At 65.2% G+C, this 25,862-nt stretch carries 29 protein-coding genes; 9 read left to right on the forward strand and 20 right to left on the reverse strand.

Annotation, left to right across the window (positions count from 1 at the left end; translation table 11 throughout):
- Positions 1 to 86: 86 nt before the first annotated feature.
- The 3 genes from ACOQOP_RS07360 to rpmF form a co-directional block, all read right to left on the reverse strand.
- Positions 87 to 1,367: a GGDEF domain-containing protein gene (locus ACOQOP_RS07360; RefSeq protein ID WP_420565671.1), complete on the reverse strand. Its 1,281-nt coding sequence runs from the start codon at positions 1,365 to 1,367 to the stop codon at positions 87 to 89.
- Positions 1,368 to 1,460: 93 nt separating this feature from the next.
- Positions 1,461 to 2,195, reverse strand: a complete 735-nt coding sequence (locus ACOQOP_RS07365) for an MBL fold metallo-hydrolase (RefSeq protein ID WP_420565672.1) — start codon at positions 2,193 to 2,195, stop codon at positions 1,461 to 1,463.
- Positions 2,196 to 2,300: 105 nt separating this feature from the next.
- The gene (gene rpmF, locus ACOQOP_RS07370) at positions 2,301 to 2,486 is read right to left on the reverse strand and encodes a 50S ribosomal protein L32 (protein WP_420565673.1); all 186 of its coding nucleotides are present in this window, start codon (positions 2,484 to 2,486) and stop codon (positions 2,301 to 2,303) included.
- Positions 2,487 to 2,664: 178 nt separating this feature from the next.
- Between rpmF and ACOQOP_RS07375 the strand changes: the two genes are divergently transcribed.
- Positions 2,665 to 3,804, forward strand: coding sequence for an alpha-D-ribose 1-methylphosphonate 5-triphosphate diphosphatase (locus ACOQOP_RS07375; RefSeq protein WP_420565674.1), 1,140 nt, complete (start codon positions 2,665 to 2,667; stop codon positions 3,802 to 3,804).
- 229 nt (positions 3,805 to 4,033) lie between these two features.
- Here the strand turns inward: ACOQOP_RS07375 and ACOQOP_RS07380 are convergent, their stop codons facing one another.
- From ACOQOP_RS07380 to ACOQOP_RS07405, 6 genes are all read right to left on the reverse strand, one after another.
- On the reverse strand, positions 4,034 to 4,501 hold the full coding sequence (locus ACOQOP_RS07380; protein WP_420565675.1) for an L-2-amino-thiazoline-4-carboxylic acid hydrolase: 468 nt from the start codon (positions 4,499 to 4,501) through the stop codon (positions 4,034 to 4,036).
- Positions 4,501 to 5,175, reverse strand: coding sequence for a glutathione S-transferase family protein (locus ACOQOP_RS07385; RefSeq protein WP_420565676.1), 675 nt, complete (start codon positions 5,173 to 5,175; stop codon positions 4,501 to 4,503). The genes ACOQOP_RS07380 and ACOQOP_RS07385 overlap by 1 nt, the downstream gene beginning before the upstream one ends.
- A 224-nt stretch (positions 5,176 to 5,399) precedes the next feature.
- Positions 5,400 to 6,164 (reverse strand): SDR family NAD(P)-dependent oxidoreductase, encoded by a 765-nt coding sequence (locus tag ACOQOP_RS07390; protein ID WP_420565677.1) that lies wholly within the window; start codon positions 6,162 to 6,164, stop codon positions 5,400 to 5,402.
- Between the two features lie 15 nt (positions 6,165 to 6,179).
- Positions 6,180 to 7,067: an alpha/beta fold hydrolase gene (locus ACOQOP_RS07395; protein WP_420565678.1), complete on the reverse strand. Its 888-nt coding sequence runs from the start codon at positions 7,065 to 7,067 to the stop codon at positions 6,180 to 6,182.
- A gap of 100 nt (positions 7,068 to 7,167) precedes the next feature.
- On the reverse strand, positions 7,168 to 7,956 hold the full coding sequence (locus ACOQOP_RS07400) for a hypothetical protein (RefSeq protein ID WP_420565679.1): 789 nt from the start codon (positions 7,954 to 7,956) through the stop codon (positions 7,168 to 7,170).
- A gap of 64 nt (positions 7,957 to 8,020) precedes the next feature.
- Positions 8,021 to 8,995 carry a LysR family transcriptional regulator gene (locus ACOQOP_RS07405; protein ID WP_420565680.1) on the reverse strand — a complete coding sequence of 325 codons (975 nt, stop codon included), beginning with the start codon at positions 8,993 to 8,995 and terminating at the stop codon, positions 8,021 to 8,023.
- A gap of 79 nt (positions 8,996 to 9,074) precedes the next feature.
- On the opposite strand from ACOQOP_RS07405, the gene ACOQOP_RS07410 reads away from it, so the two are divergent.
- Positions 9,075 to 9,983, forward strand: a complete 909-nt coding sequence (locus tag ACOQOP_RS07410) for a DMT family transporter (RefSeq protein WP_420565681.1) — start codon at positions 9,075 to 9,077, stop codon at positions 9,981 to 9,983.
- A gap of 70 nt (positions 9,984 to 10,053) precedes the next feature.
- On the opposite strand, the gene ACOQOP_RS07415 is transcribed toward ACOQOP_RS07410, so the two are convergent.
- The 3 genes from ACOQOP_RS07415 to ACOQOP_RS07425 form a co-directional block, all read right to left on the reverse strand.
- Positions 10,054 to 11,940, reverse strand: a complete 1,887-nt coding sequence (locus ACOQOP_RS07415) for a tetratricopeptide repeat protein (RefSeq protein ID WP_420565682.1) — start codon at positions 11,938 to 11,940, stop codon at positions 10,054 to 10,056.
- A 136-nt stretch (positions 11,941 to 12,076) separates the two neighbouring features.
- Positions 12,077 to 12,826 (reverse strand): hypothetical protein, encoded by a 750-nt coding sequence (locus ACOQOP_RS07420; RefSeq protein WP_420565683.1) that lies wholly within the window; start codon positions 12,824 to 12,826, stop codon positions 12,077 to 12,079.
- A 5-nt stretch (positions 12,827 to 12,831) separates the two neighbouring features.
- Positions 12,832 to 13,353, reverse strand: a complete 522-nt coding sequence (locus ACOQOP_RS07425) for a gamma carbonic anhydrase family protein (protein WP_420565684.1) — start codon at positions 13,351 to 13,353, stop codon at positions 12,832 to 12,834.
- Positions 13,354 to 13,463: 110 nt separating this feature from the next.
- Between ACOQOP_RS07425 and ACOQOP_RS07430 the strand changes: the two genes are divergently transcribed.
- Entirely contained in the window at positions 13,464 to 14,036 is a 573-nt protein-coding gene (locus tag ACOQOP_RS07430; RefSeq protein ID WP_420565685.1) for a formyltransferase family protein, read from the forward strand.
- Here ACOQOP_RS07430 and ACOQOP_RS07435 read toward each other — a convergent pair.
- The gene (locus ACOQOP_RS07435) at positions 14,033 to 14,620 is read right to left on the reverse strand and encodes a TetR/AcrR family transcriptional regulator (RefSeq protein ID WP_420565686.1); all 588 of its coding nucleotides are present in this window, start codon (positions 14,618 to 14,620) and stop codon (positions 14,033 to 14,035) included. The genes ACOQOP_RS07430 and ACOQOP_RS07435 overlap by 4 nt on opposite strands.
- A 74-nt stretch (positions 14,621 to 14,694) precedes the next feature.
- Between ACOQOP_RS07435 and ACOQOP_RS07440 the strand changes: the two genes are divergently transcribed.
- The 3 genes from ACOQOP_RS07440 to yghU all read left to right on the forward strand — a co-directional run bounded on the left by ACOQOP_RS07440 (position 14,695) and on the right by yghU (position 16,837).
- Complete coding sequence (locus ACOQOP_RS07440; protein WP_420565687.1) at positions 14,695 to 15,279, forward strand: NAD(P)H-dependent oxidoreductase; 585 nt, start codon at positions 14,695 to 14,697, stop codon at positions 15,277 to 15,279.
- A gap of 67 nt (positions 15,280 to 15,346) precedes the next feature.
- Positions 15,347 to 15,784: a YqaA family protein gene (locus tag ACOQOP_RS07445; RefSeq protein WP_420565688.1), complete on the forward strand. Its 438-nt coding sequence runs from the start codon at positions 15,347 to 15,349 to the stop codon at positions 15,782 to 15,784.
- 198 nt (positions 15,785 to 15,982) lie between these two features.
- On the forward strand, positions 15,983 to 16,837 hold the full coding sequence (yghU, locus tag ACOQOP_RS07450) for a glutathione-dependent disulfide-bond oxidoreductase (RefSeq protein WP_420565689.1): 855 nt from the start codon (positions 15,983 to 15,985) through the stop codon (positions 16,835 to 16,837).
- A gap of 289 nt (positions 16,838 to 17,126) precedes the next feature.
- On the opposite strand, the gene ACOQOP_RS07455 is transcribed toward yghU, so the two are convergent.
- The 5 genes from ACOQOP_RS07455 to ACOQOP_RS07475 all read right to left on the reverse strand — a co-directional run bounded on the left by ACOQOP_RS07455 (position 17,127) and on the right by ACOQOP_RS07475 (position 21,196).
- A complete protein-coding gene (locus tag ACOQOP_RS07455) occupies positions 17,127 to 18,575 on the reverse strand; it encodes a TrkH family potassium uptake protein (RefSeq protein WP_420565690.1) in 1,449 nt (482 codons plus the stop codon).
- A gap of 139 nt (positions 18,576 to 18,714) precedes the next feature.
- Positions 18,715 to 19,209 (reverse strand): 30S ribosomal protein S9, encoded by a 495-nt coding sequence (gene rpsI / locus ACOQOP_RS07460; protein WP_420565691.1) that lies wholly within the window; start codon positions 19,207 to 19,209, stop codon positions 18,715 to 18,717.
- A gap of 3 nt (positions 19,210 to 19,212) precedes the next feature.
- Complete coding sequence (rplM, locus tag ACOQOP_RS07465; protein WP_420565692.1) at positions 19,213 to 19,671, reverse strand: 50S ribosomal protein L13; 459 nt, start codon at positions 19,669 to 19,671, stop codon at positions 19,213 to 19,215.
- 173 nt (positions 19,672 to 19,844) lie between these two features.
- Positions 19,845 to 20,741: an aldose 1-epimerase gene (locus tag ACOQOP_RS07470; RefSeq protein WP_420565693.1), complete on the reverse strand. Its 897-nt coding sequence runs from the start codon at positions 20,739 to 20,741 to the stop codon at positions 19,845 to 19,847.
- A gap of 14 nt (positions 20,742 to 20,755) precedes the next feature.
- Positions 20,756 to 21,196 carry a PaaI family thioesterase gene (locus ACOQOP_RS07475; protein WP_420565694.1) on the reverse strand — a complete coding sequence of 147 codons (441 nt, stop codon included), beginning with the start codon at positions 21,194 to 21,196 and terminating at the stop codon, positions 20,756 to 20,758.
- Between the two features lie 72 nt (positions 21,197 to 21,268).
- On the opposite strand from ACOQOP_RS07475, the gene ACOQOP_RS07480 reads away from it, so the two are divergent.
- Positions 21,269 to 22,375 carry an NADH:flavin oxidoreductase/NADH oxidase gene (locus ACOQOP_RS07480; RefSeq protein WP_420565695.1) on the forward strand — a complete coding sequence of 369 codons (1,107 nt, stop codon included), beginning with the start codon at positions 21,269 to 21,271 and terminating at the stop codon, positions 22,373 to 22,375.
- A gap of 45 nt (positions 22,376 to 22,420) precedes the next feature.
- Here the strand turns inward: ACOQOP_RS07480 and ACOQOP_RS07485 are convergent, their stop codons facing one another.
- Both ACOQOP_RS07485 and ACOQOP_RS07490 read right to left on the reverse strand, forming a co-directional pair.
- The gene (locus ACOQOP_RS07485; protein WP_420565696.1) at positions 22,421 to 23,083 is read right to left on the reverse strand and encodes an HAD family hydrolase; all 663 of its coding nucleotides are present in this window, start codon (positions 23,081 to 23,083) and stop codon (positions 22,421 to 22,423) included.
- A 12-nt stretch (positions 23,084 to 23,095) separates the two neighbouring features.
- Complete coding sequence (locus tag ACOQOP_RS07490; RefSeq protein WP_420565697.1) at positions 23,096 to 23,905, reverse strand: alpha/beta fold hydrolase; 810 nt, start codon at positions 23,903 to 23,905, stop codon at positions 23,096 to 23,098.
- Positions 23,906 to 24,025: 120 nt separating this feature from the next.
- Here ACOQOP_RS07490 and ACOQOP_RS07495 point away from each other — a divergent pair, with 120 nt between their 5' ends.
- Both ACOQOP_RS07495 and ACOQOP_RS07500 read left to right on the forward strand, forming a co-directional pair.
- Positions 24,026 to 24,964 carry an AEC family transporter gene (locus ACOQOP_RS07495; RefSeq protein WP_420565698.1) on the forward strand — a complete coding sequence of 313 codons (939 nt, stop codon included), beginning with the start codon at positions 24,026 to 24,028 and terminating at the stop codon, positions 24,962 to 24,964.
- A gap of 91 nt (positions 24,965 to 25,055) precedes the next feature.
- On the forward strand, positions 25,056 to 25,862 hold the full coding sequence (locus ACOQOP_RS07500) for an enoyl-CoA hydratase (protein ID WP_420566523.1): 807 nt from the start codon (positions 25,056 to 25,058) through the stop codon (positions 25,860 to 25,862).

Below are 25,862 nucleotides of genomic sequence, written 5' to 3' on the forward strand. Positions count from 1 at the left end.
TAACACTCCAAGACTTCTGACGTATTCAGCAATCCTGCGGGCAATGCCTCCCGCACCGGTGGCTCCCCCAGCCGTGGTCTTCCGGGCTAGCCCCGGACCACGCCGTCGCGGCCGACCACCCGGTCCTTGCCGGCGGCCTTGGCCTCGCGCAGTCGGGACTCGGCGACGGCGAAGGTCCGGTACAGGTCCCGGCCGTCCTCCGGCGCGGTGGCCACGCCGACGCTGACCGTCACGATCGCCCCCCGCTCGGACATCTCGGCCCGGGCGGTCGTGCGGCGCAGCAGTTCAGCCAGATCCACCGCGGTCGGGTGATCCAGCCCCTGCCCCACCATGGCGAAGGTGCCGCCGCCATGGCGGAACAGGTGGCAGCGGCCGTCGCCCGTGGTGCTGATCAGCAACCGCGTCAGATCGCGCAGGATGCGATCGCCGGCTGGCCGCCCCTCGCCCTCATTGATCCGGCCCAGGCCGTCCACGTCGATGGCCAGCAGGCTCACGGGCTCACCGATGGCCAGCGTCGGCCCGACCAGATCTTCCCCCATGGAATCGAATCGCCCCCGGTCCAACGCCCCGGTCAGACGGTCCCGGCCGGTCTCGCCCAGCAGGTCGAGATAGCGCTCGCGATAGGTCAGCGTGTCGAAGACGTCGGAGAGCTGGGCTGGCGCCAGATCCCGGGTCCGACGTTCGACCAGGCGCAGATAAGTGACGACCATGAGGCTGAAGATCACAGCCGCGCCCATCTTCGCCGCCCAGCCCCCGTACAGCACGTGCCAGGGCGCACCGGCCACGTAGTGCAGGGCAAGGAAGAAACCGAACTGGTCGAAGGTCAGCATCGCCGCCGAGGCGAGGAAGATGCGGGCAAGCTGATGGTTGCGCAGCCAGCGGCCGAGATGTTCATAGAGCAGGATGACACCGATGGCGTCGAGGAACAGCAGCGTGGTTCCCCAGACCATCAGCCAGCCCATTTCGTCCACGAAGGCGATGTTCGGCTCGCGGCCGGGCACGGCGGGCACGACCTCGTGGTTGCGCAGAAGCACCACCAGACCGACGATCAGGAAGTTGCCGATCAACAGGCCGTAGATCGGCTGGCGCACGGTGGCCGCATCCTCCTTGATGTAGAGCAGGAGGATCATGAGCAGTTTGCCGGAGAACAGCACGGTCGAGCCCGGCGAGATGATCCCGAAGGGCAGCTGGATGTAGAACACCGCCGCCAGATAGGTCTCCAGGAAGTGCATGACGCCGAGCGCGCAGAGGAAGACGCCGAGTCCGACCCGGCGGCGCGCCCAGAACAGGGAGCTCATCACGCAGAAATAGAGAACCGCCTGGACCAGCAGGAGCAGAAAATTGCCGGTTTCCAGTGTAATGGCCATTACAGCGCCGCCCTTCGTGCAAGTACGGGAACAGTCCTACACGCCCGCAGCCCCGGTCACAACGCTCAGCAGAGCATGGCCGCCCCGTCTTTGTCAGGCGCCCCTGTTGTGTCGATATGTGTCGATCAACTCTCGCAGGCGACGGCCATCGAACGGCGCGAAATGCCCCGGCAATACCCGCTCGACGTCGAGGGTGAGAAGACGCCGGTGGCTCTCCAGCAGATCGCCGATATCGGCCCCGGGAATATCGTCGAGAATCTCGCCCTTATAGACCAGATCGACCGGGAACAGGGTGCGCGTCGTCTCTTCGTAGAAACAGAGATGGCCCGGCGAATGGCCGGGGGTGTGAAGGCACACGATCTGCCGCCCGCCCAGCTCGATCACCTGCCCGTCCTCGACCAAGCCGGTGGCCGGTGCCGGCGGAATGTGCCAGTCGCGGGCCGTGAAACCCTTCCCGGCCGGATCGAAGGCCAGCGATTCGGGATACTCCTCCAGGTACGGCAGGATCTGGGTCGCCTCCTGCCCGGGCTCGGCCAGGATCGGCGCTTCCAACGGATGGACCAGCCGCTCGGCGAACTGGTGCAGGCCGCCGATATGGTCGAAATGGGTGTGGCTGGCCACGGCGACGATGGGACGGTCGAACAGGGCCGGAAGGCGTTCGCGCAGGGGCACCAGCCCCCAGCCGGCATCGATCACCAACCGCCGGTCGCGCCCGTCCACCACCCAGATGGCCCCCCGGGCCGAAGGAATCGCGAACAGTTCCTCGATCCGCCAGATCCCGTCGCCGTGATCCTCCAGGCGGATCACCCCGTCGTCATAGGGTTTCATGGCGCAACCATACGGCCGGAGCGCGGACACGAAAAAGCCCCGATGCAGCACATCGGGGCTCGTTCAAAGTCTCTGCGGCATTCTGGGAATGCCGCCGGATCGGGATCAGACCCGCTCCTTCACCTTCAGGACCTGACGACCGCGGTACATGCCGGTCTTCAGATCGATGTGGTGCGGCCGGTGCAGCTCGCCGGTGTCCGGGCTCTCGACATAGGCATCGGACGTCAGCTTGTCGTGCGCCCGGCGCATGCCCCGCTTGGACGGGGAAGTTTTACGCTTGGGAACCGCCATCGTTCGCACTCCAATAGAAACACGGTGCCGCGGGCACCCCCGCAGCGGAGCGCGGTATATACGGAACTTGGCGGTGCGACGCAAGGGTTCCTGTCCAGGGCCGACACATAAAGGTAACTTGCCCGCGCGACCCTCGCCGCCTACTCGAGTCATCCCAACGGCCGTACAAGCTCCCGCCATGTCCCTCGCCTTCAAGAACGCCCGGATCGTCCTGCCCGATGCCGTGATCGACGGTACCCTGTCGGTGGAGGACACCCTGATCGCCGCCGTCGACGACAGCGCCGCCGCCCCGCCGGACGCGGTGGACTGTGAGGGCGACTACCTGCTGCCGGGTCTGGTCGAGCTGCATACCGACAATATCGAGAAGCATTTCCAGCCGCGCGCCCAGGTGTACTGGGACGCGGTCTCGGCCGCGGTCGCCCATGACGGCCATATCGCCACCTCCGGCATCACCACGGTCTACGATTCGCTGTGCCTGGGCCTGACCGAGAAGGGCGAGCTGCGGGCCGCCCATGTGGGGCCGATCATCGAGGGCGTGATCGAGGCGCGCGAGGCCGGCATGCTGCGGGCCGACCACCGGATCCACCTGCGCTGCGAGGTGATCGGCGAGGAGGTGCTGGACCAGCTCTCCGAGCATGACGACAACGCGCTGGTCGGCCTGGTGTCGCTGATGGACCACGCGCCGGGCCAGCGGCAGACCGCCGATATCGAGGTCTGGCGCCGGCTGCGCCGCGAGGTCGACGGCCAGAGCGAGCAGGAGATCGCCGACGCCTATGACCGGCTGACGGCGGCCTCGCGCGACCACGGCCCGCGCCAGCGCCGTGCCGTCGCCCAATGGGCGCGGGACCGCGGCATCAGCCTCGCCAGCCATGACGACGAGACCGAGGATCATGTCCGGGAATCGGCCGAGATCGGCTGTTCCATCGCCGAGTTCCCGACCACGCGGGTGGCGGCCGAGGCCTGCCGTGCCCATGGCCTGGCCGTGCTGATGGGCGGGCCGAACCTGGTCCGGGGCCGGTCGTCCTACGGCAACATCACCGCCCGCGACCTGGCGGCGGCCGGGCTGCTGGACATCATCTCGTCGGACTACGTCCCGGCGAGCATGCTGCACGGCGCGTTCTCGCTGGTGGAGCATGTGGCGGGCTGGGACGTGCCGCGGGCAGTGGCGACGGTGACCGCCACCCCGGCACGCCATGCGGGACTGCATGATCGCGGGGTGTTGGAGCCGGGCAAGCGTGCCGACCTGATCCGGGTGCGCCTGGTCCGCGGCCGGCCGGTGGTGCGCGGCGTGTGGGTCGACGGCGAGCGGGTGGCTTAGCCCCTCCCCCGGCCCTTCGACACGGCCCTGCGGGGCTGGTCAGGATGATGTCCTCTCGATTCTCTTATGGTTGTCATCCCGGACGCTCCCGGACCTGATCCGGGACCGGGTGACCCTATCGGATCCGGGTCCCGGCCGATCTCCGGATCGAGTCCGGTGATCGCCGGGATGACGACCGCATTAATAATGACCTCGCCCTGACCAGCCTCGCAGGCACGTGTCGAAGGGCCTACTCCTCGAACGTATACCGGAAGTCGCAGTGACTCGCCCCGCCCATCAGGGTCTGGGTGCGTTCCAGCTTGATGCGTGGGTCGTAGCCCTCGCAGAAGGTGCCGTCGCGGTTGCAAGACAGCAGGTGGCCGATCTCGCCGAGCCCCATCGCCTTGTACATTTCGGAGTACCGGCAGCGGGTCACGTTGAAGTCCAGGGTCTGCGGTGTGCGGTCGACCGGCTCGATCTCGAGCGCCCCGCTCGCGGTCCAATGCTTCTGGATGTCGGCGAAGGTCTCCAGGTTCGTACCGCCCTCCGCCTCGGCGGCGAAGCTCTGGCCCTGGGCGATCGCCGCCTTGCGGATCGCGGCGTCAAGGATGTCCTGGGCCTGTACCTTGCCGAGCTGGGCAACCATCTCCTCGTAGATCGGCTTGATCACCTCCGCCTCGATACGGCGCTGCTCCAGGATCGGCAGCCTCTCACCCATCACATCCTCCTCGTCACCGGCCGCGACAGCCGGCGGTCCGCCTCGTCGATCTCGGCCACCACCGAGGCGACGGCGGGCCGCTCAAGCATCCGCCAGTACCATAGCGCCAGAGCCGGAAGGCTGTCCAAGGACGGCGCGCCCAGCCGCCCCCCGTAATGCACGCTCATGAACAGCGCGATGTCGGCCATCGAGTACCGCTCGCAGAACCAGTCCCCGCGCAGGTCACGCGCCAGTCCCCGATAGAGCGCAAGCAGGTCGTCCTCCGCTACGGCGGCCGCTGCTTCCAGCTTTGCCTCCTCGGCCGGGTCCGATCGGGCCGGTTCGGTGCGGAACATCAGCCGCGACAGCGGCTTCAGCAGGATCTCGTCGGCGGTGAGCTCCAGCAGGCGGCAGCGCGCCCTTGCCTTGGGCTCGGTCGGCATCAGCGCCGGATCTGGCCAGCCCTCTTCCAGGTATTCCAGGATCACGGTGGAATCGAACAGGGTCAGGTCGCCGTCCACCAGCACAGGCACCTGACCCTTCGGATTGCCGGCCAGGACCGCCGGATGCTTCGGGGCGTAACCCGTGGACTGGCTGAAGGTCACAACCTCCCGGTCATGGGCGATGCCCTTCTCGGCGAGCGCGATCTCCACCTTGCGAGAGAACAGGCTGAGCGGCCCGGAATACAGCTTCACGTCGAGGCTCCTGCGGGAGGGAGATACGATGTGAACATATCACGAACATCTCCCGCTTCCATTACTGTCTTCCCGGTCTTCCCGGCCTTGCGCCGGGACCTAGAACAGGAGCAGCCGGAACACCGCAGAATGTTCTGCAACGCTCCGGCTGCGTCACCCTCGGTCCCGGCACAAGGCCGGGAAGACGAAAGTGTGCGTCGGGTGATCCCCTACACCGCTGCCCCTCACCGCGCGCTGTAGCCGCCGTCGAGCAGCAGATCCGCGCCGGTCATGAAGCTGGAATCGTCGCTCGCCAGGAACACCGCGCCCCGGCCCATCTCCGAAGGCTGGCCGAGGCGGCCGAGCGGATGCATGGCGAGGCCCCACTGCTTCTCCGCCTCATCCATGGTGCCGAACTGGGAGATCATGCGGTCCGTGGCGGTGCCGCCGGGCGACAGGGTGTTTACACGGATGCCGTCCTCGGCATGGTCGAGCGCCATGCCCTTGGCCATCTGGATCAGGGCGCCCTTGGTCGTGCAGTAGGTGGTGCTCCCGGCTCGGGCGACGCGGCCCATCTGCGAGGCGGTGAGGATGATCGAACCGCCGCCGGCCCGCTTGAGATGCGGGATGCCGTGCTTGCACAGGTGGAAGGCGCCGGTGAGGTTGACCGCCAGGGCCTGGGTCCAGTCCTCCTCCTCCAGGGTCTCGATGGTCGCCTTGGGGGTCAGGGTCGCCGCGTTGGCCACCAGGATGTCGAGCCCGCCGAAGGTCTGCGCGGCCAGTTCAACCACGTCGCGGACGCTGTCGGTTGAGCGGACGTCGCAATAGCCGCCGGCGGCCCGGCCGCCGCTCTCCACCAGGGACGCGGCCAGGGCCTCGGCCTCGCCGCCATGCAGATCGGCGACGAAGACCGCCGCCCCCTCCTCCACGAAGGCCTCGCAGATCGCCCGGCCGATCCCGCGGGCGGCCCCGGTCACGATCGCCGCCCGTCCTTCCAGCTTGTCCGCCATGTCGGCAGCCTCCCCTTACTTGTCGTTGACCGGTCCCGCCGTGATGATGGCACCGGTGGTCGAGCGCGGGTCGCGCAACGTCCAGCGCCCGCACTCCACGGTGTGGAAGAAGTCCTCCACCACCGCGTTGAACAGGGCCGGCTCCTCGATGTTCATGGTGTGGCCAGTCTTCGGCAGCACCGACAGGGCGGCGGACGGGATCATCCGCTTCATGAAGTTGCCCACGTCCAGGCAGGGATCGTCCTCGTCGCCGTTGACGATCAGGGTCGGGACGGTGAGCGCGTTCATCTGCTCCACCAGGTCGTAGAGCGACGGCCGGCGCGCCTGCACGCCGCGCATGGTGTTGGCCGAGCCGAGGGTGGAATGCTCGCAGAGCTGGGTCTCGAACTCCTTCCAGCCGCGCGGGTCCTTGGTCTCGAACTGCACGCGGGTCGGGCCGATGGCATAGGCCTTGCCCACCACCTCCATGCCCTCCGCAGCGATCCGGTCGGCCGTCGCCTCGGTCTCGCGGCGGAACTGCTCGCGCCGGTCGGCATCGGCCCCATAGCCGCAGCCGGCGACGGTCAGGGACAGGGCCCGATCCGGATAGTGGAAGCCGAAATGCAGGGTGGCGAAGCCGCCCATGGAGAGGCCGACGATATGGGCGGCGTCGATGCCGAGCCCGTCCAGGATCGAGCGGATGTCCTCGCGCGCCCGATCCTGGCCATAGGCCTCCGGGCTTTCCGGAATGTCGGACGGGGCGTAGCCTCGCGCCGAATAGGTGATGCAGCGATAGCGCCGGCCGAAATGGCGCATCTGCGGCTCCCACGAGCGCCAGTCGCCGGCATATTCGTGGACGAACACGATCGGCGTGCCTTCTCCGACCTCCTCGAAGTAGAGCTTCACACCGTCGTCGGTCGTCACGTGACCCATCGTCTGTCCCCCGGGAGCATCCTGGCTCGATTGATTGCTGAGGGCGGCATTGGAGCACCGGTTCCGGCGCGTCGGCAATGGCCCAAGCGACCTATCGGCGCGACAGACTCATCAGGACCAGGGCATAGAAGCCCGCGACGACCCCGGACAGGACGAAGGCGATGAGCACGGCGGCGACTCCGTTGACCGGGCCGGCCAGCAGGTGCAGGGCGAGGCAGAAGCTCGCATAGACCACCAGGGATGGCTGGGCGGCGTTCATGGTCGCGGCGGTGAAGTCACGGCCATAATGCCCCCACAACATCCAGGTAGAGGCCAGCAGCGTCGTCGGGAAGGCCAGCAGGATCCCGGACCAGTGGGCACCGAGCCACGGGCTGGCGGTGGCGACGGTCGCGACCACGATGCCGGCGGCCAGTCCGCGCACGATGGCGAAGCGCCAGCCGGCGGCCGAGGGCGGGGCGACCGGCTTGGGAATGTCGCGCCGCCGCAGCACCAGCGCCCCGACCGCGCCGAGCGCCACCGAGCAGCCCGCCACCAGCAGCGACGGCAGCAGCAGGTCCAGCAGCAGCACCAGGGCGAGCCAGGCGCAGATCCCCAGCAGCGAGGTCACCACGAAATTGAAATGCCGGGCGGCATGCACCCAGGCGGTGCAGTACAGCAGGATGATGCCGGTCACGCCGAACGCCATCAGCGCGCCTTCGGCGATGAAGGCCGCCTCCTGATCGAGGGCGACGAAGAAGAAGCCCGGCCCGGCGTTGAACGGCATGGTGATCAGCACCGAGGTCAGCAGCGGCCCGAGCCGGCGGGCCAGCCGGCCGGCGGCGATGATCACCGAAGCCGTGGCGAGGGTTTTCCAGAGGATCGAGAAGACGATGAGGGTCATGGGACTGCTGCGCTGGGGAGCGGCAGAGACAAGCCTCTGTCGACGGCAAAAGCAACCACCCGCGTTACCGGTCAGCCTCCGGATCCTGCATGACACCTGTCGCCGCATCGAACGACAGGGTGGCGAAGCCCTGTTCGCCGTAGGCCACCCAGTCGAGCCAGGCCGCCACCATGCGGTTCGAGGGCGCGTCCGGCGGATCGTCCGAACGGGTCACCACCCACCAGTCGAGGGAAAGGCCGTCCGGCCCGATCGGCTTGGCAACCAGGGTGCCGTCGGCCAGCTCCGGCCGAACCGCCCAGCGGCTGAACAGGGCAACCCCGTATCCCGCCCGCAGCAGATCGATGGAAGCCTCCGGCGTCGGCAGCATGGTCAGACGCCGGTATGGCGTCGTCGGGGGGCCGATCAGCGTCTCCCACTCCAGACCGGGATCGCTGGCGAAGGGGTAGGTGAACACCCGCTCGTTGGCGAGCATGGTCGAGTCGACATAGGCTTCGCCAGCCAGCCGGTGCTCCGGCGCCATCACCGCCACGACCGGATCGCTCGCCAGCCAGTGCCACTTGAACCGGCGGGAGGCGGTAGGCTTGCCGTAGACCGCGCTGACATCGACCGCGCCCTCCTGGAGCGAGCCGAGCGGCCGCGCGGTGGCGCCGACGGACAGATCGCACGACAGGGTCGGATCCCGGTGCTCCAGGAACTCCAGAAAGGCCGGCAACCAGTGATACCGGCTGTAGGTCGCCTGGCCGACCCGGACCAGCTCGCGGCCGCTGGACCGGGAGGTCTCGATATCCTGCTCCAGACGGCCCAGTTCGCGCAGGAAGCGGTCGGCGAAGGCGTGCAGCCGCTCGCCCTCCTCGGTCAGGGTCACACCCGAGGAGCTGCGCCGCACCAGCGGCGTGTTCAGCCGCCGCTCGGCCTCGCGCAGCCGGTGCGACGCCGCCGACTGGGTGATCCCCAGGCGGTTTCCGGCCGCCGCAACGCTGCCGGTCTCCGCCAGCGCGATCAACAGGGCGAGGTGGTTCGTGCCGAGGCGGGGGTTCATGCCGCTATCAAATCATTTCATGCGGACCATGAATAATTAGAAATTTTCGACGATCTAGCCCAAGCGTATGTCTGCGCCCATGACCTTGCTCCGACCCCTTCCCTTGCGCGCCCCGCGGCTGACTCCGGCCACGGCGACGCTCACCGTCACCCTGGCCTGTGTGAGCTTCGGCATGGTGCCGCTGTTCGCCAAGCTGCTGCTCGAGGCCGGCATGTCGGCGGCGTCGATCGGCTTCTTCCGCTACGCCTCGAGCGCGCTGGTGATGTTCCCCTTCCTGCCCCTGGCACGAGAGAAGCGCCGTGACGCCCTGCGGCTGCTCGGCGCCGGCATCCTCATGGGGATCGGCTGGGTCAGCTATCTGCAGGCGCTGGAGACCCAGTCGGTGGCGATGGTCGGGCTGGTCTATATGACCTATCCGGTCTTCGCCCTGCTGCTGGCCTGGCTGCTGGCGCGGCAGACGCCGACCCTGCGGGCCTGGGCCGGCTGCGCCCTGGTCCTGGGAGCCGCCCTGCTGATCTTCGAGGGCGGCGTGAGCGCGGCCGCGTCCTGGTCCCTGCTGCTGTCGCTGCCGGCACCGATCATGTTCGCGCTGATCATCGTGGTGCTGACCTGCCTGACGCCAAGCCTCTCCTCCGTCGAGAAGCTGGCCTGCGGCATGGTCGGCTGCGTGATCGGTCTCGCCCCGCTGGTGGCGCTGACCGATCCGGCAGCCCTCCTGCCGCGCGACGGCAGCGTGTGGCTCACCCTGCTGGGCATGGGGCTGGTGACCGCGCTGATCCCGCAGATGCTCTACACCGTAGCGGCCCCGAAGATCGGGCCCGGACGCAGCGCCGCGGCCGGCGCGATCGAACTGCCGACCATGATCGCGCTGGGCTGGCTGGCCTTCGGCGAGGCAGTCGGTCTGCGGGAGATCGCGGCCTCCGGGCTGGTGCTGGCGGCGATCCTGCTGGTGCCTCCGATCACCGCGCCGCGAGCCCGGCTAACTTAGAGACGGATCCGTTGAGATGGCAGCAACCGGTCCTGATCAGTCCCGAATTTATAAAAGTATAACAATTCGGCTAAGCTTGGTGTCCCCTCACTTCCGATAATGTGTGTTCCTCCAAATACTTGCTCCAGGCCTCAAGCATCCCGCTCGGCGAGAGGTGCGTGTCATCGATATGCCATTTCATATTAGATATTCCAACACCGTTGTCGGTCATTTTCTGGACATTGAGAAAACCGAATCCATTCCTCTCACACTGTTTCTTCACCTCAGCATTAAACATCTTCACAGTATCGATTAAAATGGGCGCTCGATCGCTAGGCACATCTAATAAACTCATATTTGGACACGGTACCCCTTGGATTATTATTCGATACTCACGATCTAAGTTTATATTATTAATGTAACTAAAATAATCAATTACAGTTGATCGTATTATATTTTCTAGTTTTCTCTCGTTCATACTGCCTTCATAATATTTTAATATGCCGCCATCTATTCTGCAATCTATCTCCCCGATACTTAAAAGAACAGTGCTTTTCTTAGGTATAGAATAAATCAGGCCTTTAAATTTCTTCTTGTATTGATTTTCGATGCCATTACCTAAATGCCACTGCTTGCATCCAATAATTAGCAGGGAACGGCACGAGAAGACTTCCCCAGCATACTCAACTCTGAGCTTATGACTGCCAAGCGCATGGCTCTCTCCAATAACATATAAAGTCGAAATATCGCTATATTCTATCATATTTGATTGGTTCTCATCATGCCAATCCAATAGTTTCTGCAAGTAACTTTGATAAACCACCTCATTTTTAAGATAATGCAAATTATAATTTCTAATTATAGAAGTCTGATAAGTATATTTTTTACAGACATCAAAATCACCATCAAGAAAACTATAAATGGCCAGAAACACCTTTGCCCTTAACGATTGAATATTTTTAAATTCTTCGGCAATCTGCTCAAGAATAGATATCGCATTATCCAGTTTATTCATATAATGATACACAAGTGATAAATTTATTATTGTCTCAATATAGCTAGGTCGTATCGTTTGTGCCTTTCTCAAAACCCACTCAGCTTCCTCTAGTTGACCCAGATCTTTAAACACACCGCCTGCATTGTTATGGGCTTCCGTATAGTCAGGGTTAAGGACCATGGCCCGCCGGAGACTTGCGATAGCCTTTTCGAGTTGGCGCGATCTATGGCGTATAACGCCAAGATTATTATGGCATTCTGGGAAATCGGGCCGCAGCGCGATTGCCCTTGAGTAACTGACTTCTGATTCTTTAATCAATCCTAACTCTTTCTGTGTATTACCGAGATTAAAATTAGTTAACACATCATTTGGTGAAATAATATGAGCCCTCCTATTCAAATTAAAAGCTTCTTCTATTAATTTCTTCTTTTTTTGAATAGCCCCCAGAACCTGCCAGCTGAACGAATGATCAGGAGACAGCAGCGTCAAAATTCTGGCAAAACGCTCCGCTGGGCCATACAGCCCCTCATTAAACATTTTTAAAAGTATATTAATTTGATCAGGGGACAATTCTGCGTTTCGAGCATTATTTAATTCAGAAAAACTGACAGAAATACCAAAAAGAAGCAGAAAGTATCCGGTGTTTTTACTTTTCTTTATTGCCTCCTCTGAAACTTTTTTAGCTTCTTCAAATTTTTTTTCCATCAATAGAACGTGAATATATTTACTCCAATACGAATCTACACTAGGATTTGATACAACTGCAGATCTCAAAAAATTTAATGATTCGGACTTTCTCCTCATAGAGAGAAGCAACAACCCCATATTATGACTGGCTTCAGAATTATTTGGTCTAGCTCGCAATATTGCGCGATATATTTTCTCTGCATACTGAAAATTCCCCTGTTTGCGTGCCATTTCTCCTTTTTGTAAGGCGTCCTCTATACTTATTTTCACTGAAAACTCTCCGCCATCTATCATGCCCTGTTAGCCAGGTTAAAACATTATGATCCTTGGCTCCCCAATGCCAGATCGCTGGTTGATAACGGCGCCGCTCCAGTCTTGCACGACCGGAACCTCAGGGGATATCTGATCCCGACAGGTGTCCGCTCCCGCATTAGCGTCCGAGGAACTGCATCGGCGTCCACACGCCCGTGGCCGGATGCCGGCCGACCGCCGTGTAGCCGCCGGTGCGCAGCGAGCCGCCGATGGCGTTCAGGTGATAGAAGACCACCGGCCGCATCTTACCCGACGCGGTGTACTCCTCGCCGACCACCGAGAGGTACAGGCCGTCGCATTTGTTGGCGGCGGTGATGGTCCATGGGTCCTTGCGCTCGACCGCCCGCGGGCCGCAGGACTCCAGCGACGGCTCGCGGAATCCGCCCAGCGACACGCCGCGCTTCACCGCCTCCTCCACCGCGTCGGCCACATTGGCCGAGACCGCGAGCTGGAACCAGGCGGACCACAGGTCGAGCACATCCGCGTGCAGGGTGTGCTTCGGCGACGTCGTCTCCTCGAAGCTTGCCGCCCGGTAGCGCTCGCCCATGCGGCAGACATCCGAGACGACGGTCTCCTGGGCCATGCCCTGGCTGGTATAGGTGTAGTAGCCCTCGTCCTGCAGGGCCCGCAGCGTCGCGCAATCGGTGACGGGCGGGACGGTGACGTCCTTCTTGGTCGTTTCGTCGTATTTCGACATCTCGAGCGGCCCCTCGCGCAGCAGCAGGTCCGGATCGGCGAACTGCGCCAGGATCTCCGGCGTCAGACGGACGAGGACGACCCGGTCCTTCTCCGCCGATGCGGCGGCGACAGCCGGCCCCGCGCTAACGGCCACCAGGGCGAGGCAGAGGACATAAATCAGACGCGCCATGCCGGTCACCGCCCGGCCATGTAGGTGCGGGCGAGCTCGCAATAGTGCTCGGCCGAGCGGTGGATCTGGGCGAAATCGGCCTCGGTCAGGTCGCGCATCTTCTTGGCGGGCGATCCGGCCCAGAGCTCGCCGGTCGGGATCACCTTGCCCGGGGTGACCAGCGCGCCGGCCGCGACCATGGCGTGGCGCTGCACGACCGCACCGTCCATGACAGTAGCGCCCATGCCGACGAAGCTGTCATCCTCCAGCGTGCAGGCGTGGATGATCGCGCCGTGGCCGATGGTGATGCCCGAGCCGATCACCGTCGCGAACCGGTCGGAGGTGATATGGACGATGGTTCCGTCCTGGATGTTGGTGCGGGCACCGACCGTGATCGACTTGCCGTCGCCGCGCAGGACCGTGCCGTACCAGATCGATGCGTCCTCGCCGATCTCGACCTCGCCGATCAGCACGGCGGTCTCGGCAATGAAGGCGCCGGTCGCCACGCGGGGCGTCTGGCCGTGATGTTGTCGGATGAGGGCTGGCATCTGTTTCCTCCACGTCTTGGCTTGTTGGGGCGCACTGTAGCCGAACTGGACCTCAGCCTTCATCGCCCAAGTGGCAAGAGCATGACGCCGGCTTCCGTGGAACCCGCGCCGTGACCGCCGCGCCCATCGCCCTGCTGACCGACATGGTCTCCGCGGCCGCGATCTCGACACTGTCGGCGGCGCGCGGGTTGCCGAACACGGTGTTCTTCGTCTCCAGCCGCGCCGCGCTCGACCGGCTGTTCGAACCGTTCGATGCGGGGCGGCCCTGGCCGGGCCGGCTGGTCGCCTTCTACAGCGACGTGGTGGTGCCGCAACGCTACCTGGATGCCATGTCGCTGGAGCCGGTGAACATCCACCCGGCGCCGCCGGAATATCCCGGCCGGCGCGCGCTGGAATTCGCCCTGCGCGAAGGCGTGGGCGCCTATGGGGTGACCGCCCATGTCATGACCCTGCCGGTCGACTCGGGCCCGATCCTGTCGGTGCAGCGGTTCCCCGTGACGCCCGGCATGACCGAGGAGGCGCTGCGCTACCTCACCTGGCGGGCCGGGTTCGCGCTGATGTTCGGGCTGATGCCGACACTGGCGGCCGAGCGGCCCCTCTCTCCCGATCCGGATCTTGCCTGGGGCGCACGGGACTGCAGCGAGGCGGCCTGGCAGGCTGCCCTGATGGAGAAGTCCGCTTAGCGTTCGCAGAGCACCCGCTGCGCCATCATCTGCATCGCCGAGACATAGCGCTCCTGCGACCAGCCGCGGTCGCCGGTCAGATGCTCCCAGTTCCGCACCGAAACCAGGGTCCAGAGCAGGTCGGTCGCCTCCTCCGCGTCCAGCTCGTGGCGCAGGTCGCCGTCGGCGGCCAGGTCGTGCACCACGGCCGCACAGCCCTCGCGCAGGGCCGCCATGCGATCGTCCCACGCGGCCGCCGCTTCGGCATCGCTATCGCGCATGGCCAGCAGCGCGCCGCACACCCCGTGCACTTCCGGGATATAGCCGCACCAGGCCCGGATGAAGGCCTCCATCCGGGCCCGCCCGCCGACCGCCGCCCGGCATTCGGCCAGCCGACCTTCGACATCCTTCACCTCGTCGATAAAGCGGGTGGTGGCGATGAGCAGCTCCGCGCGGCTCGGAAAGTGGAGATAGACCGCCTGACGGCTGACGCCCGCCTGACGGGCCACATCAACCATCCGCACGCCGCGGCCGCCCCCCTCCTCCAGGAGGGTCCAGGCGGCGGTGAGAATTCGAACACGGGTATCGGGTACAGCACTTGACATGGCGTCAATCTATCCATATTTGACATCGTGTCAATTTACACGATGTAAACTTCAATTCGAAAAGGGAACCGATCATGAGCAAACGCATCTTCATCTGGGTAGCCCATCCCAAGGCCGACTCGCTGTGCAAGGGCATGGCCGACGCCTATCAGGACGGCGTGGAGGCCTCCGGCAGCGAGGTCCGGCGCATGGATCTCTGCGACATGACCTTCGACCTCAACACCGACGGCTACGGCGCCGATGCCCCGCCGCTGGAACCCGACCTGATCGCCTGGCAGGAGGCCGTCGCCTGGGCCGACCACATCCTGATCGTCCACCCGTGCTGGTGGGGCACGATGCCGACCAAGGCGAAGTCCGTGATCGACCGGGCGCTCACCCCCGGGTTCGCCTACAAGTACCATCGACGGGGTCTGGCCTGGGACCGGCTGCTGACAGGAAAGACCGCCGACGTGGTGATCACCTCCGACACGCCGCCACTGGTCGATACGCTGATCTACTGGCGCCCCGGACGCCGGGTCATGCGCAATCAGATCCTGGGGTTCTGTGGCGTGAAGACCCGTCGGGCGGTGCAGTTCGGCTCGGTGAAAACCGCCTCGCCGGAGAAGATCGGCCGTTGGGTCACCGAAGCGCGGACCCTCGGCGTCAGGGCGGCGGCGTGAGACCAGACGGTGAAATCTCGGCATCCCGCTCCATATGGCCATGGGTCGAAGACCGGAGCGGGATTGCATGAGTTTCATCGTCGCCTATGGCGGCCTGTTTCTGACATCGTTGGGAGCGGCCACGTTCCTGCCGATTCAGTCCGAGTTCCTGCTCACCGGCCTGCTGCTGAAGACCGACTACTCGGTGGTCGCCCTGGTCCTCGTCGCCAGCCTCGGCAACACGCTTGGCTCGATGATCAACTGGCTCATCGGCCTGCAGATCGAGAAGTTCAAGGACCGGAAATGGTTTCCGGCAACGCCGGAGCAACTCGACAGGGCGTCGCGCTGGTACCAGCGCTACGGCTACTGGTCGCTGCTGCTGAGTTGGGCGCCGTTCATCGGCGATCCCCTCACCCTGGCCGCCGGCCTGATGCGCGAGCCGCTCTGGATCTTCGTCATCCTCGTCGCCATCGCCAAGACCCTGCGTTACGTCATCTTCACCGCGTTCATTCTGGGCGTGTTCTGATCCGCGCCGCTTCATTCTCCCCGGCGGGGACAGACACCGATGCGCGAGCGTGACTACTGTGACGCCGGGTTGTGGGTTGTAATCGCCGCCCGCTAGGCCAGATCGCCAGGACCGGGATCACGCTCCCGAAACGGATACCGGCCCGCAACGGACATTGGGCAGAGCCCTCTGCCGACGACATCAGCAACGGAGACCGCCATGAACGACATGCCGTCCTACACCCCGCCGAAGGTCTGGACTTGGGACAAGGAGAACGGTGGCCGCTTCGCCAGCACCAACCGGCCGATCGCCGGCGCCACCCATGACAAGGAGCTCCCGGTCGGCGAGCACCCGCTGCAGCTCTACTCGCTGGGCACCCCGAACGGCGTGAAGGTCACCATCATGCTGGAGGAGCTGCTGGCGCTGGGCCACAAGGGTGCGGAATACGACGCCTGGATCATCAAGATCGGCGATGGCGACCAGTTCGGCAGCGGCTTCGTCGAGGTCAACCCGAACTCCAAGATCCCGGCCCTGCTCGACCGCAGCGTGGACAAGCCGATCCGGGTCTTCGAATCCGGCTCGATCCTCTTCTATCTGGCGGAGAAGTTCGACGCCTTCCTGTCGAAGGATCCGGCCAAGCGCACCGAGACGATGAACTGGCTGTTCTGGCAGATGGGCAGCGCGCCGTATCTCGGCGGCGGCTTCGGACATTTCTACGCCTATGCGCCGGAGCGCTGGGAGTACCCGATCAACCGCTTCGCCATGGAGACCAAGCGTCAGCTCGACGTGATGGAGCGCCAGCTCGCCGAGAACCGTTACATCGCCGGCGACGAGTACACCATCGCCGACATCGCCATCTGGTCGTGGTACGGCCAGCTCGCCCAGGGCAAGCTCTACGACGCCGGCGAGTTCCTGGACGTCGCCTCCTACAAGAACGTCCAGCGCTGGACCAACGAGATCGCCGAGCGCAAGGGCGTGAAGCGCGGCCGCGTGGTCAATCGGGTCCGCGGCGAGGAGAACGAGAAGCTGGAGGAGCGCCACAGCGCCGCCGACATCGACGCGATGGGCCTCTGAGGCCGGACGGCACAGCGGGGAAGCGGCCGGACTGCTTCCCCGCTCCCTGCCCTCATCCGCTCTGCCCTCATTTTATTCGCCTCTCGCCTTAAGCAGCTCCGGCCTTCAGCCGGACTGTGTCGAAGGGCACCTCAGTTAGCTCGGTCCCGGCCCGCCCCCGGATCAATCCCGGATTAAATCCGGGACGGGGCCGTCCGGGATGACGGTCTTGGAAAGTTCTTGAGCGTCATCCCGGCGAGCGCCGGGCTCGGTCCGGCGGTCGGCCGGGACCCAGCCCCTGTCCCCCGGATCACCCCCGCCAGAAATCCCGGTCGAAGAACACCAGCAAGGCCAGCACCTCCAGCCGCCCCGCCAGCATGGCGATGACCAGCACCCACTTGGCCGGATCGGGCAGAGACTGGAAATTCCCTGCAGGCCCGATGATCGAGCCCAGCCCCGGGCCCACGTTGGAGATCGCGGTAACCGCCGCCGTATACGCGGTGATCAGGTCGAGACCGAGGAAGGCCAGCACCACGGTGAAGATCGCGATGGTCGCGATGAACACCGCCAGGAAGGCCAGCACCGAGAGCGGCACATCCTCGCCGAGGGTCGCCCCATTGTAGCGCAGCACCACGATCCGGTGCGGCGAGAACAGGCGCTTCAGATGGGCGCGCACGAACAGCCACAGCACCTGATAGCGGTAGATCTTGATCGAGCCCGAGGTCGACCCCGAACAGCCGCCGACGAACATCAGCAGCAGGAACAGGCCGATCGCGCCATTGCCCCAGAGCGTGTAGTCGGCGGTGGCGAAGCCCGTGGTGGTCACGATCGCGGTGATGTTGAAGGCGGTCAGGGTCAGCGCCTGGCCGAAGCCGAGCGTTTCGTCCCGGCTCATCAGCCAGAACGCGGTCAGCACGCTGAACACCGCGAGGAAGCCAAGAAAGCCGCGCACCTGCTCGTCGCGGACCAGGGCGCGGAGATTGCCCTGGGTCGCCCGTACGAACAGGATGAACGGGATCGCCCCGCTGATCATGAAGACGATCGAGGCCCAGTGCAGCCAGGGCGACTGGAAATACCCGAAGGATGCGTCGTGGGTCGAATAACCGCCGGTCGAGATCGTCGCCATGGAATGGGTCACGGCGTCGAAGAAGCTCATGCCGAGCACCCAGTAGACCGCGCCGCACAGGATGGTCAGGCCGATATAGACCACCGAGAGGCGCAGCAGGATGCGGCTGGTGAAGGAGGCCTTCTCGCCCTCGTGGACCGAGGTCTCCATCTTGTAGATCTGCATGCCGCCGACCCGCAGATACGGCAGGATCATCACCGCGATGGCGATGATCCCGATACCGCCGATCCAGTGCAGCAGCGCGCGCCACAGCAGGATGCCCTCGGGCATCGTGTCGAGACCGGTCAGCACGGTCGAGCCGGTGGTCGTGATCCCCGACATGGTCTCGAACACGGCGTCGGTGATCGACAGGCCGTAGGCCATGAGCGGGATCGAGCCGAAGAGGCAGACCGTGACCCAGCCCGAGGCGATCAGCACGAAGGCCTGGCGCAGGCTGAGCTCCGGGCGCTCCGGCATCGAGTTTGCCAGGATCATCAGCGCCCCGAACAGGGCTGAGATCACCGCCGCCACAACGAAGGCCGGCCAGTCGGCATCGGCACGCACCCAGTCGAGTCCCGCGGGCAGCAACAGCATCGCCGCGACGGAAATCATCACCCATCCGAGGATGTGGGCAACGACCCTGAGGTCCAGCACCGCGAAGTCTCCATATCTGTCGATGGTCACCGCCCCGCGACGGGATGATGCACCAGAAACCGAAAAAGCGCTGCCCGAGGACAGCGCTTCTCCGAAAGATATCTTGTGGTCCGGGACCGGAGCCCGGCTCCAGGCAGCCTTAGCGCTTGGAGAACTGGAAGCTGCGGCGGGCCTTGGCCTTGCCGTACTTCTTACGCTCGACCATACGCGGGTCGCGGGTCAGGAAGCCGCCCTTCTTCAGGGTCGGGCGCAGGCCCGGCTCGAAGAGGGTCAGGGCCTGGGAGATCCCGTGGCGCACCGCACCGGCCTGGCCGGACAGACCGCCGCCGGTCACCGTGCAGAACACGTCGAACTGACCGGTCCGCTCGGCCGCCTCGAAGGGCTGGTCGATGATCATCTGCAGCACCGGACGGGCGAAGTACTCGCTGGCCGGCTTGCCGTTGACGGTGATGATGCCCTGGCCCCGCTTCACCCAGACGCGGGCGATGGCGTTCTTGCGGCGGCCGGTCGCGTAGGAACGGCCGAACTTGTCGACCACCGGCTCAGCCGGAGCGGCCGAAGTCTCGGCCTGCAGCTCGGCCAGCTTGTCGAGGCCCTGGCCCTGTTCCGTCGTGGTCTCAGTTTCCATCGACATCGCTTACCTCGCGTTCTTCGGGTTCATGGCCGCAACGTCCAGCACGGTCGGCTGCTGCGCCTCGTGCGGATGCTCCGCACCGGCATAGACCCGCAGGTTGGACATCTGCTGACGGCCGAGGGGGCCGCGGGTGATCATCCGCTGCACCGCCTTGGTGATCACGCGCTCGGGATGCGCGCCGCCCAGCACCTGATCGGCCCGGCGCGACTTGATGCCGCCCGGATGGCCGGTGTGCCAGTAATAGTGCTTCTGGGTCATCTTGTTGCCGGTCAGCTTGACCTTCTCGGCATTGACGACGATGACGTTGTCACCGCAATCCATATGCGGCGTGAAGGTCGGCTTGTGCTTGCCGCGCAGGTAGTTCGCGATGATCGTGGCGAGGCGGCCAAGGACGAGCCCTTCGGCATCGACCACAACCCACTTCTTCTCGATCTCGCTCGGCTTTGCCGAATAGGTCCGCATGACGGTCCCCTCGCTCGATCGGCCCTGTGCGCAAGGCACAGAACCAGGTTCATGGAAATCTGGAGTCGGCACGGGCAGGAGCCCGCCTCCGACGGAGCGCGGGTTATGACGTGCGAGCGCCCGGGAATCAAGCGGAAAAACAGCGGATTTTCAGGGCGGTTGAGAAAGCGGTATTATAATACCGCGACCGTAAACCTCAGAGATACCGAAAACTCCGCACCAGCCGCCAGAATGGCGTGACCCGTCTCCGAAACACCATGGATTTCCGCCAGATTGGCCGCATCGATCGCGTGGGTCACCGGCTCCACGCAGAAGTACCTGTTGTGGGTCGGGGTATAGACGATCACGTGATCCAGCGGCCCCTCGCCGGTCATGGTCAGCGCGAGTCCGTGCTCCGGCCAGGCGATCCGCGCTGACTTCTCCCAACCGCCAAAGCCCTGGTCGAGGCCCATGGGCACCGGCCCCTCCTCCCGCCGGTCGAGGTCGCGCGGGACGGGCTGGCCGCCGTCGACGGGGAACTTCTCCGCCTCGGTCGGCGGCCAGGACGTCGCCACCGGCAGGGTCAGGCGGGTGCCGGGTGTCTGCGGGAAATAGGGATGGAAACCGAGACCGACCGGCATCGCCCCCTCGCCGGTATTCAGCACCGACAGGGAGACGGTCATGCCCTCCTGGTCCAGTTCAATCACCTGAGCCGCGCGATAGGGCCAGGGCCAGCCGCCGGCCCCGGCCTCATGGGCGTAGTGCATGCGCAGCGTGGTGCCATCCTGCTCGGCCTCCCAGATCCGTCGCAGGCCGTGGCCATGGATCGCGTGGCCGGCCGGCAGCTCGGTCGGCGCCAGCTCGACGGTCTCGCGCTCCACATGCAGCCTGGCGTCGCGGATCCGGTTGGACCAGGGCACCAGCGGAAAGCAGCCGCAGGACGCCGGGGCGGCGAGATCGCGCGAACCGTCCGCCGGAATCGGCGCAAAGATATCCGTCTCGCCATGGCGGAACGCGGTGATGCGCCCGCCGAAGGCAGGCTCCACCACCGCGCTGATGGGCCCGCTGGCGAGGGTGACTGGATTGCTCATGGCTGCGCTCTCCCCTACTGGGTGGGCCGTTCCTCCTTCGGCGGGATCGAATAGGTGCCGGTCACGTGGCAGACCGGGTCATCGTCCCTACCGTCTATATGGAGAAGCACCTCGCCATAGGCCAGACGCTGGCCGCATTTGATCAGCTTGCCCACCGCCATCAGGTCGCCCGGCTTCGGCCGGCGCAGGAAATTCGCGGTCAGGCTGGTGGTGACCGCCAGCTTCACCATGCCGATGCGCGACAGCACAACGGCGTAGAGCACCGCATCGGCCAATCCCATCATGGCCGGGCCGTTGATCGTGCCACCCGGCCGCAGCAGCAGGTCTGAATAGGGCAGCCGGGCGACGACGTAGCCGTCGGTCATCTCCTCGAACCGGGCGCCCAGATTCCCCATGAAGGACAGGTCCTCCTGCAGAATCTGGTTCATCTCGGCGACAGACACTTTTGCCGTCATGGCACTTCCTCACCCTCCCGCTTGCCGCTACCGTCCCCCGGCCTGCCCGACAGGACAACCAGAGGGGACCCCATGAGCCAACTGTTTTCGCCGATCTCGATGCGCGACGTCACTCTGCCGAACCGTATCGTGGTGGCGCCGATGTGCCAGTACGTTTCCGAGGATGGCAATGCCAATGACTGGCACCTCATGCATCTGGGCCAGTTCTCCATGGGCGCCGGCGGCCTCGTGATCACCGAGGCGACCCATGTGTCGCCGGAGGGGCGCATCACCCCGGGGTGTCTCGGCCTGTGGTCGGACGAGAACGAGCGGACGCTGAAGCGGGTCGTGGATTTCTGCTACCAGTACGGCACCTCGGTGATGGGCATTCAGATCGCCCATGCCGGCCGCAAGGCGTCGAACCGCATTCCGCTGAACGGCGGCGGCCCGCTGCAGCCGGACGAGAATCCGTGGCAGACCCTGGGGCCGTCCGACCGGGCCTATGGCGACTGGCCGGCGCCGAAGGCACTGGATTCCGACGGGCTGGAACGCGTGAAGCAGCAGTTCGTGGACAGCACCAAACGGGCCGACCGGGTCGGCTTCGAGGTTGCCGAGGTCCATGGCGCGCACGGCTACCTGCTGCACCAGTTCCTGTCGCCGCTGTCCAACACCCGCAACGACGGATATGGCGGCTCGATCGAAGGCCGGATGCGCTTCCCGCTGGAGGTGTTCAAGGCCTGCCGCGCGGTCTGGCCGGAGGGCAAGCCCATGGGCATGCGCCTGTCGGCCACCGACTGGGTCGAGGGCGGCCTGACGCCGGAAGAGGTCGTCGAGGTGTGCAAGGCGCTGAAGGAGGCCGGCTGCGACTTCGTCGATGTCAGCTCCGGCGGAAACGATCCGGGACAGAAGATCAGCGTCGGCCCGGGCTACCAGGTGCCGTTCGCCGAGAAGGTTACGTCCGAGGTCGGGATCGCGGTCATGGCCGTCGGGATGATCACCGGCGCCACCCAGGCCGAGGAGATCGTCGCCTCCGGCAAGGCCGACATGGTCGCGGTCGCCCGCGGTGCCATGGACGACCCGCGCTGGGCCTGGCATGCCGCCCAGACGCTGGGCGTCGAGATCGAGTACCCGGCACAGTACGTGCGCTGCCGCCCCGACATCTGGCGGGCCGGACACGGCTCCTTCGTGCCGAAGAAGTAGCAGGTGCAGGAGGTCCGACCGCTCCCTTGGGCGGTCGGACCCTTCTCAGCCGCCCACCCCGAGAATCCTGGGCAGATCGGCCATATTCTCGAAGGTCACGTGGGCGCCCGCTTCCTTCAGCCGGTCGACACCCGAATCCCGGCCGTAGCCGAAGACCCGCATCCCGGCCGCAACTCCGGCGCGCACGCCCGGCGGGCTGTCCTCCACCACCGCGACATCGCCCGGCGGCACGTCGAAATTGGCGGCCGCGTGCAGGAAAAGGTCCGGCGCCGGCTTCGGTTCGGGCACCATGTCGGCGGAGAAGATCCGGTGCTCCAGCCGCTCGTACAGGCCGGTGACCGCGAGCGACACGTCCATCTTGTAGAGCGGTCCGTTGGAGCCGACGCAGTACTGCACCCCGGCGAGGTCGAGCGCGTCCAGGGCCGCCTCGATCCCCGGGATGGCCTTCAGCTCGGCGCGGAAGGCGGCGAACTGCTGTTCGTAGATCGCCTCCACCCAGCCGTCGCCGAGCTGGATGCCGAGATCCTCCTCGACCTTGATCTTGATGCGGGTGAGCTTGCCGCCGAGATACTGGTGCAGGGCCGCCTCCCCGCTCATCTCCAGCCCCGCCTTGGTCAGCGCGGCGGCGATGATGCGGGTGGCGATCGGCTCACTGTCCACCAGGACGCCGTCGCAATCGAAAATTACCAGCGCCGGCTTCCAGACCACGGCCTTCTCCCCTCATACGGTCTTCGCGAAATCCAGCAGCGCCTCGGTGAAGGCGGCCGGCCGCTCGATCGGAATCAGATGGCCCGCATCCGGGAAGTCGACCCTGGTCGTGGTCGGGATCCGGGCGGCGAGCTCATCGACATCTTCCGCCACGTAGAATACCCGATCGTGCAGGCCGACCAAGATCTGCGCCGGAATGTCGAGGCTCTCCCACGGGAAGTCCCAGTCGGTGGCGACCGACTCGACCATCAGGCGGTAACCGCCATCGGCCGGATCGATCGGCGCGTAGGGCGCGCCGGTCTGCACGTCGGCCCGCATCTTGGCGAGCTGGTCCGGGTTCACCAGCATCGGCAGGTTCAGTTCCATGATCAGCCGGAAGCCGCCGGCCGCGACCCCATGGGCCATGGCGGTGTTGATCCATTCCAGCCGCTCGGTCGGCTTGCGCAGGGTGTTGATCAGGACGATTCCGTCCGCTCGCGCGCCCCGGGCATAGGCCTGGGCGGCGAACAGACCGCCGATGGACAGACCCACCAGCACAGGACGCGCCGGCCTGACCTCGTCGCAGAGCCGGTCCAGGTCGTCGACGATCTGGGTCGGGGTCGGCCGGGTGGTCGGCGCCGTCCGGCTCTCGGCCTGGCCGCGGAAGTTGTAGACCAGGGTCCCGTGCCCGGCCTCGCGCAGGGCCGGCGCGATGGACGCCTCCCACATGGTGTAGCTGCCGGTCAGCGCGTTGACGAAGACGAAGGTCTTGCCCGCCGGGTCGGTCGGCGGCGTGTGCTCGTAGTACAGGCTCTCGCCGTCGGCGATCTCGAGATGCGGCATCATTGTCCTCCCGTTGGGTCTTCTTCTCTCTTTCCTTGAGTCGGTAGCGCGGGGGGCAAAACGCCGTCAACGCGTGATTCCCATCTGGCGCTCCGCAGCGGCCCGCCTTAAGCCCCTGTCATGGAGATCCTTCTCGAGATCATCGTGCCGGTCTTCGGTATCGTGGCGATCGGCTACGGCGCCGCGCGCACCGGCCTGTTCCCGCACGAGGCCACCAAGGGCCTGTCGCGCTTCGTCTTCGACTATGCGATCCCGGCCATGCTGTTCCGCACCATGGCGACGACCGAGCTGCCCGAGACGATCCAGTGGGGGTTTCTGATCTCCTATTTCGGCGGCGGCTACATCGCCTGGATCGCCGGCTCGCTGATCAGCCGGTTTGCGTTCAAGGGCCACGGTGCCGAGCCGGCCATCGCCGGGATGACCGGCGCCTTCTCCAATACGGTCATGCTCGGCGTGCCTCTGGTCCTGACCACCTTCGGCGACGTGGCCACCCTGCCCCTGTTCCTGATCATCGCCTTCCATTCCTGGCAGCTTCTCTCCGTGGTCACCGTCCAGGCCGAGATCGGCGTCGGTGCCCGTCAGGAGATGCGGCGGCTGCCGGTCAACGTCGCCAAGGGGCTGGTCACCAACCCGATCATCATCGCCCTGCTGCTCGGGGTGCTGGTCAATCTGGCCGGGCTGAAGCTGCCGGGCTTCGTCGACACCCTGACCAGCACGCTCGGCCGCGCCGCCCTGCCCTGCGCGGTCTTCGCCATGGGCGCCTCCATCGCCGCCTACCGGATCGCCGGCGCCGTGCAGCAGGCGGCGGTGGGCACGGCACTGAAGCTGGCGCTGCATCCGGTGCTGGTCTGGGCGCTTGCCACCCATGTGTTCGCGGTCGAGCCGCTGTGGCGCGACGTGGCGGTGCTGCTCGCCTCCCTGCCGGTCGGGATCAACGTCTACCTGATGGCCCAGCGCTACCAGTCGGCCATCGCCCAGTCGACCACGGCGATCCTGATCTCCACCGGCCTGTCGGTCCTCTCGGTCGCCGGCGTCCTGCTGCTGCTGGACGTGCGGTAAGGGGAAAGCCCCCTTGAATTTCGGTCCCGCGGGCGCATTGTGGGACCAAAGAAGCCTGCCACAGACCGTATCGAGGGAGACAGCCATGGCCATGCCCCAGGCTGAGACGCCGGAGACCGACGCCCAGCCCATCCTGCTCCGCGAGGATATCGACGGCGTCGCCACCCTGACCCTGAACCGGCCGAAGCAGCGCAACGCCCTCTCCCGCGCCCTGATGGCCGAACTGCAGCGCGAGCTGGCCGCGATCGCCGACGACCGCACGGTCAAGGTGGTCGTCCTGGCCGCCGCCGGCCCCGCCTTCTGCGCCGGCCACGACCTGAAGGAAGTGCGAGAGAACGACGGCGAGCCGTTCTTCAAGGCGCTGTTCGAGCAATGCTCCGAGCTGATGATGGCGATCAACCGGCTGCCGCAGATCGTCATTGCCAAGGTCCATGCGATGGCGACGGCTGCTGGCTGCCAGCTGGTCGCCGCCTGCGATCTGGCCGTTGCCGCCAATACCGCGAAATTCGCCACGCCGGGCGTCAATATCGGCTTGTTCTGCTCGACCCCGATGGTCGCGATCAGCCGCAATGTCGGGCGCAAGAAGATGATGGAGATGCTGGTCACCGGCGAGCCGCTGGACGCCGTCACCGCCGAGGCCGCCGGCCTGCTCAACAAGGTCGTTCCGGCCGAGGAGCTGGATGCCGCCGTCGACGCGCTGGCCGCCAAGATCACGTCCAAGTCGCCGCTTACCCTGACCATCGGCAAGGAGGCGTTCTACCGCCAGCTCGAGCAGCCGATGGACGACGCCTACGCCTATGCCAGCGCGGTGATGACCCGCAACATGCTCGCCCGCGACGCCCGCGAAGGCATCGACGCCTTCATCGAGAAGCGCGCCCCCGTCTGGAAGGGAGAATAA

The organism is Thalassobaculum sp. (assembly GCF_965223715.1).
Classification (GTDB): domain Bacteria; phylum Pseudomonadota; class Alphaproteobacteria; order Thalassobaculales; family Thalassobaculaceae; genus Thalassobaculum.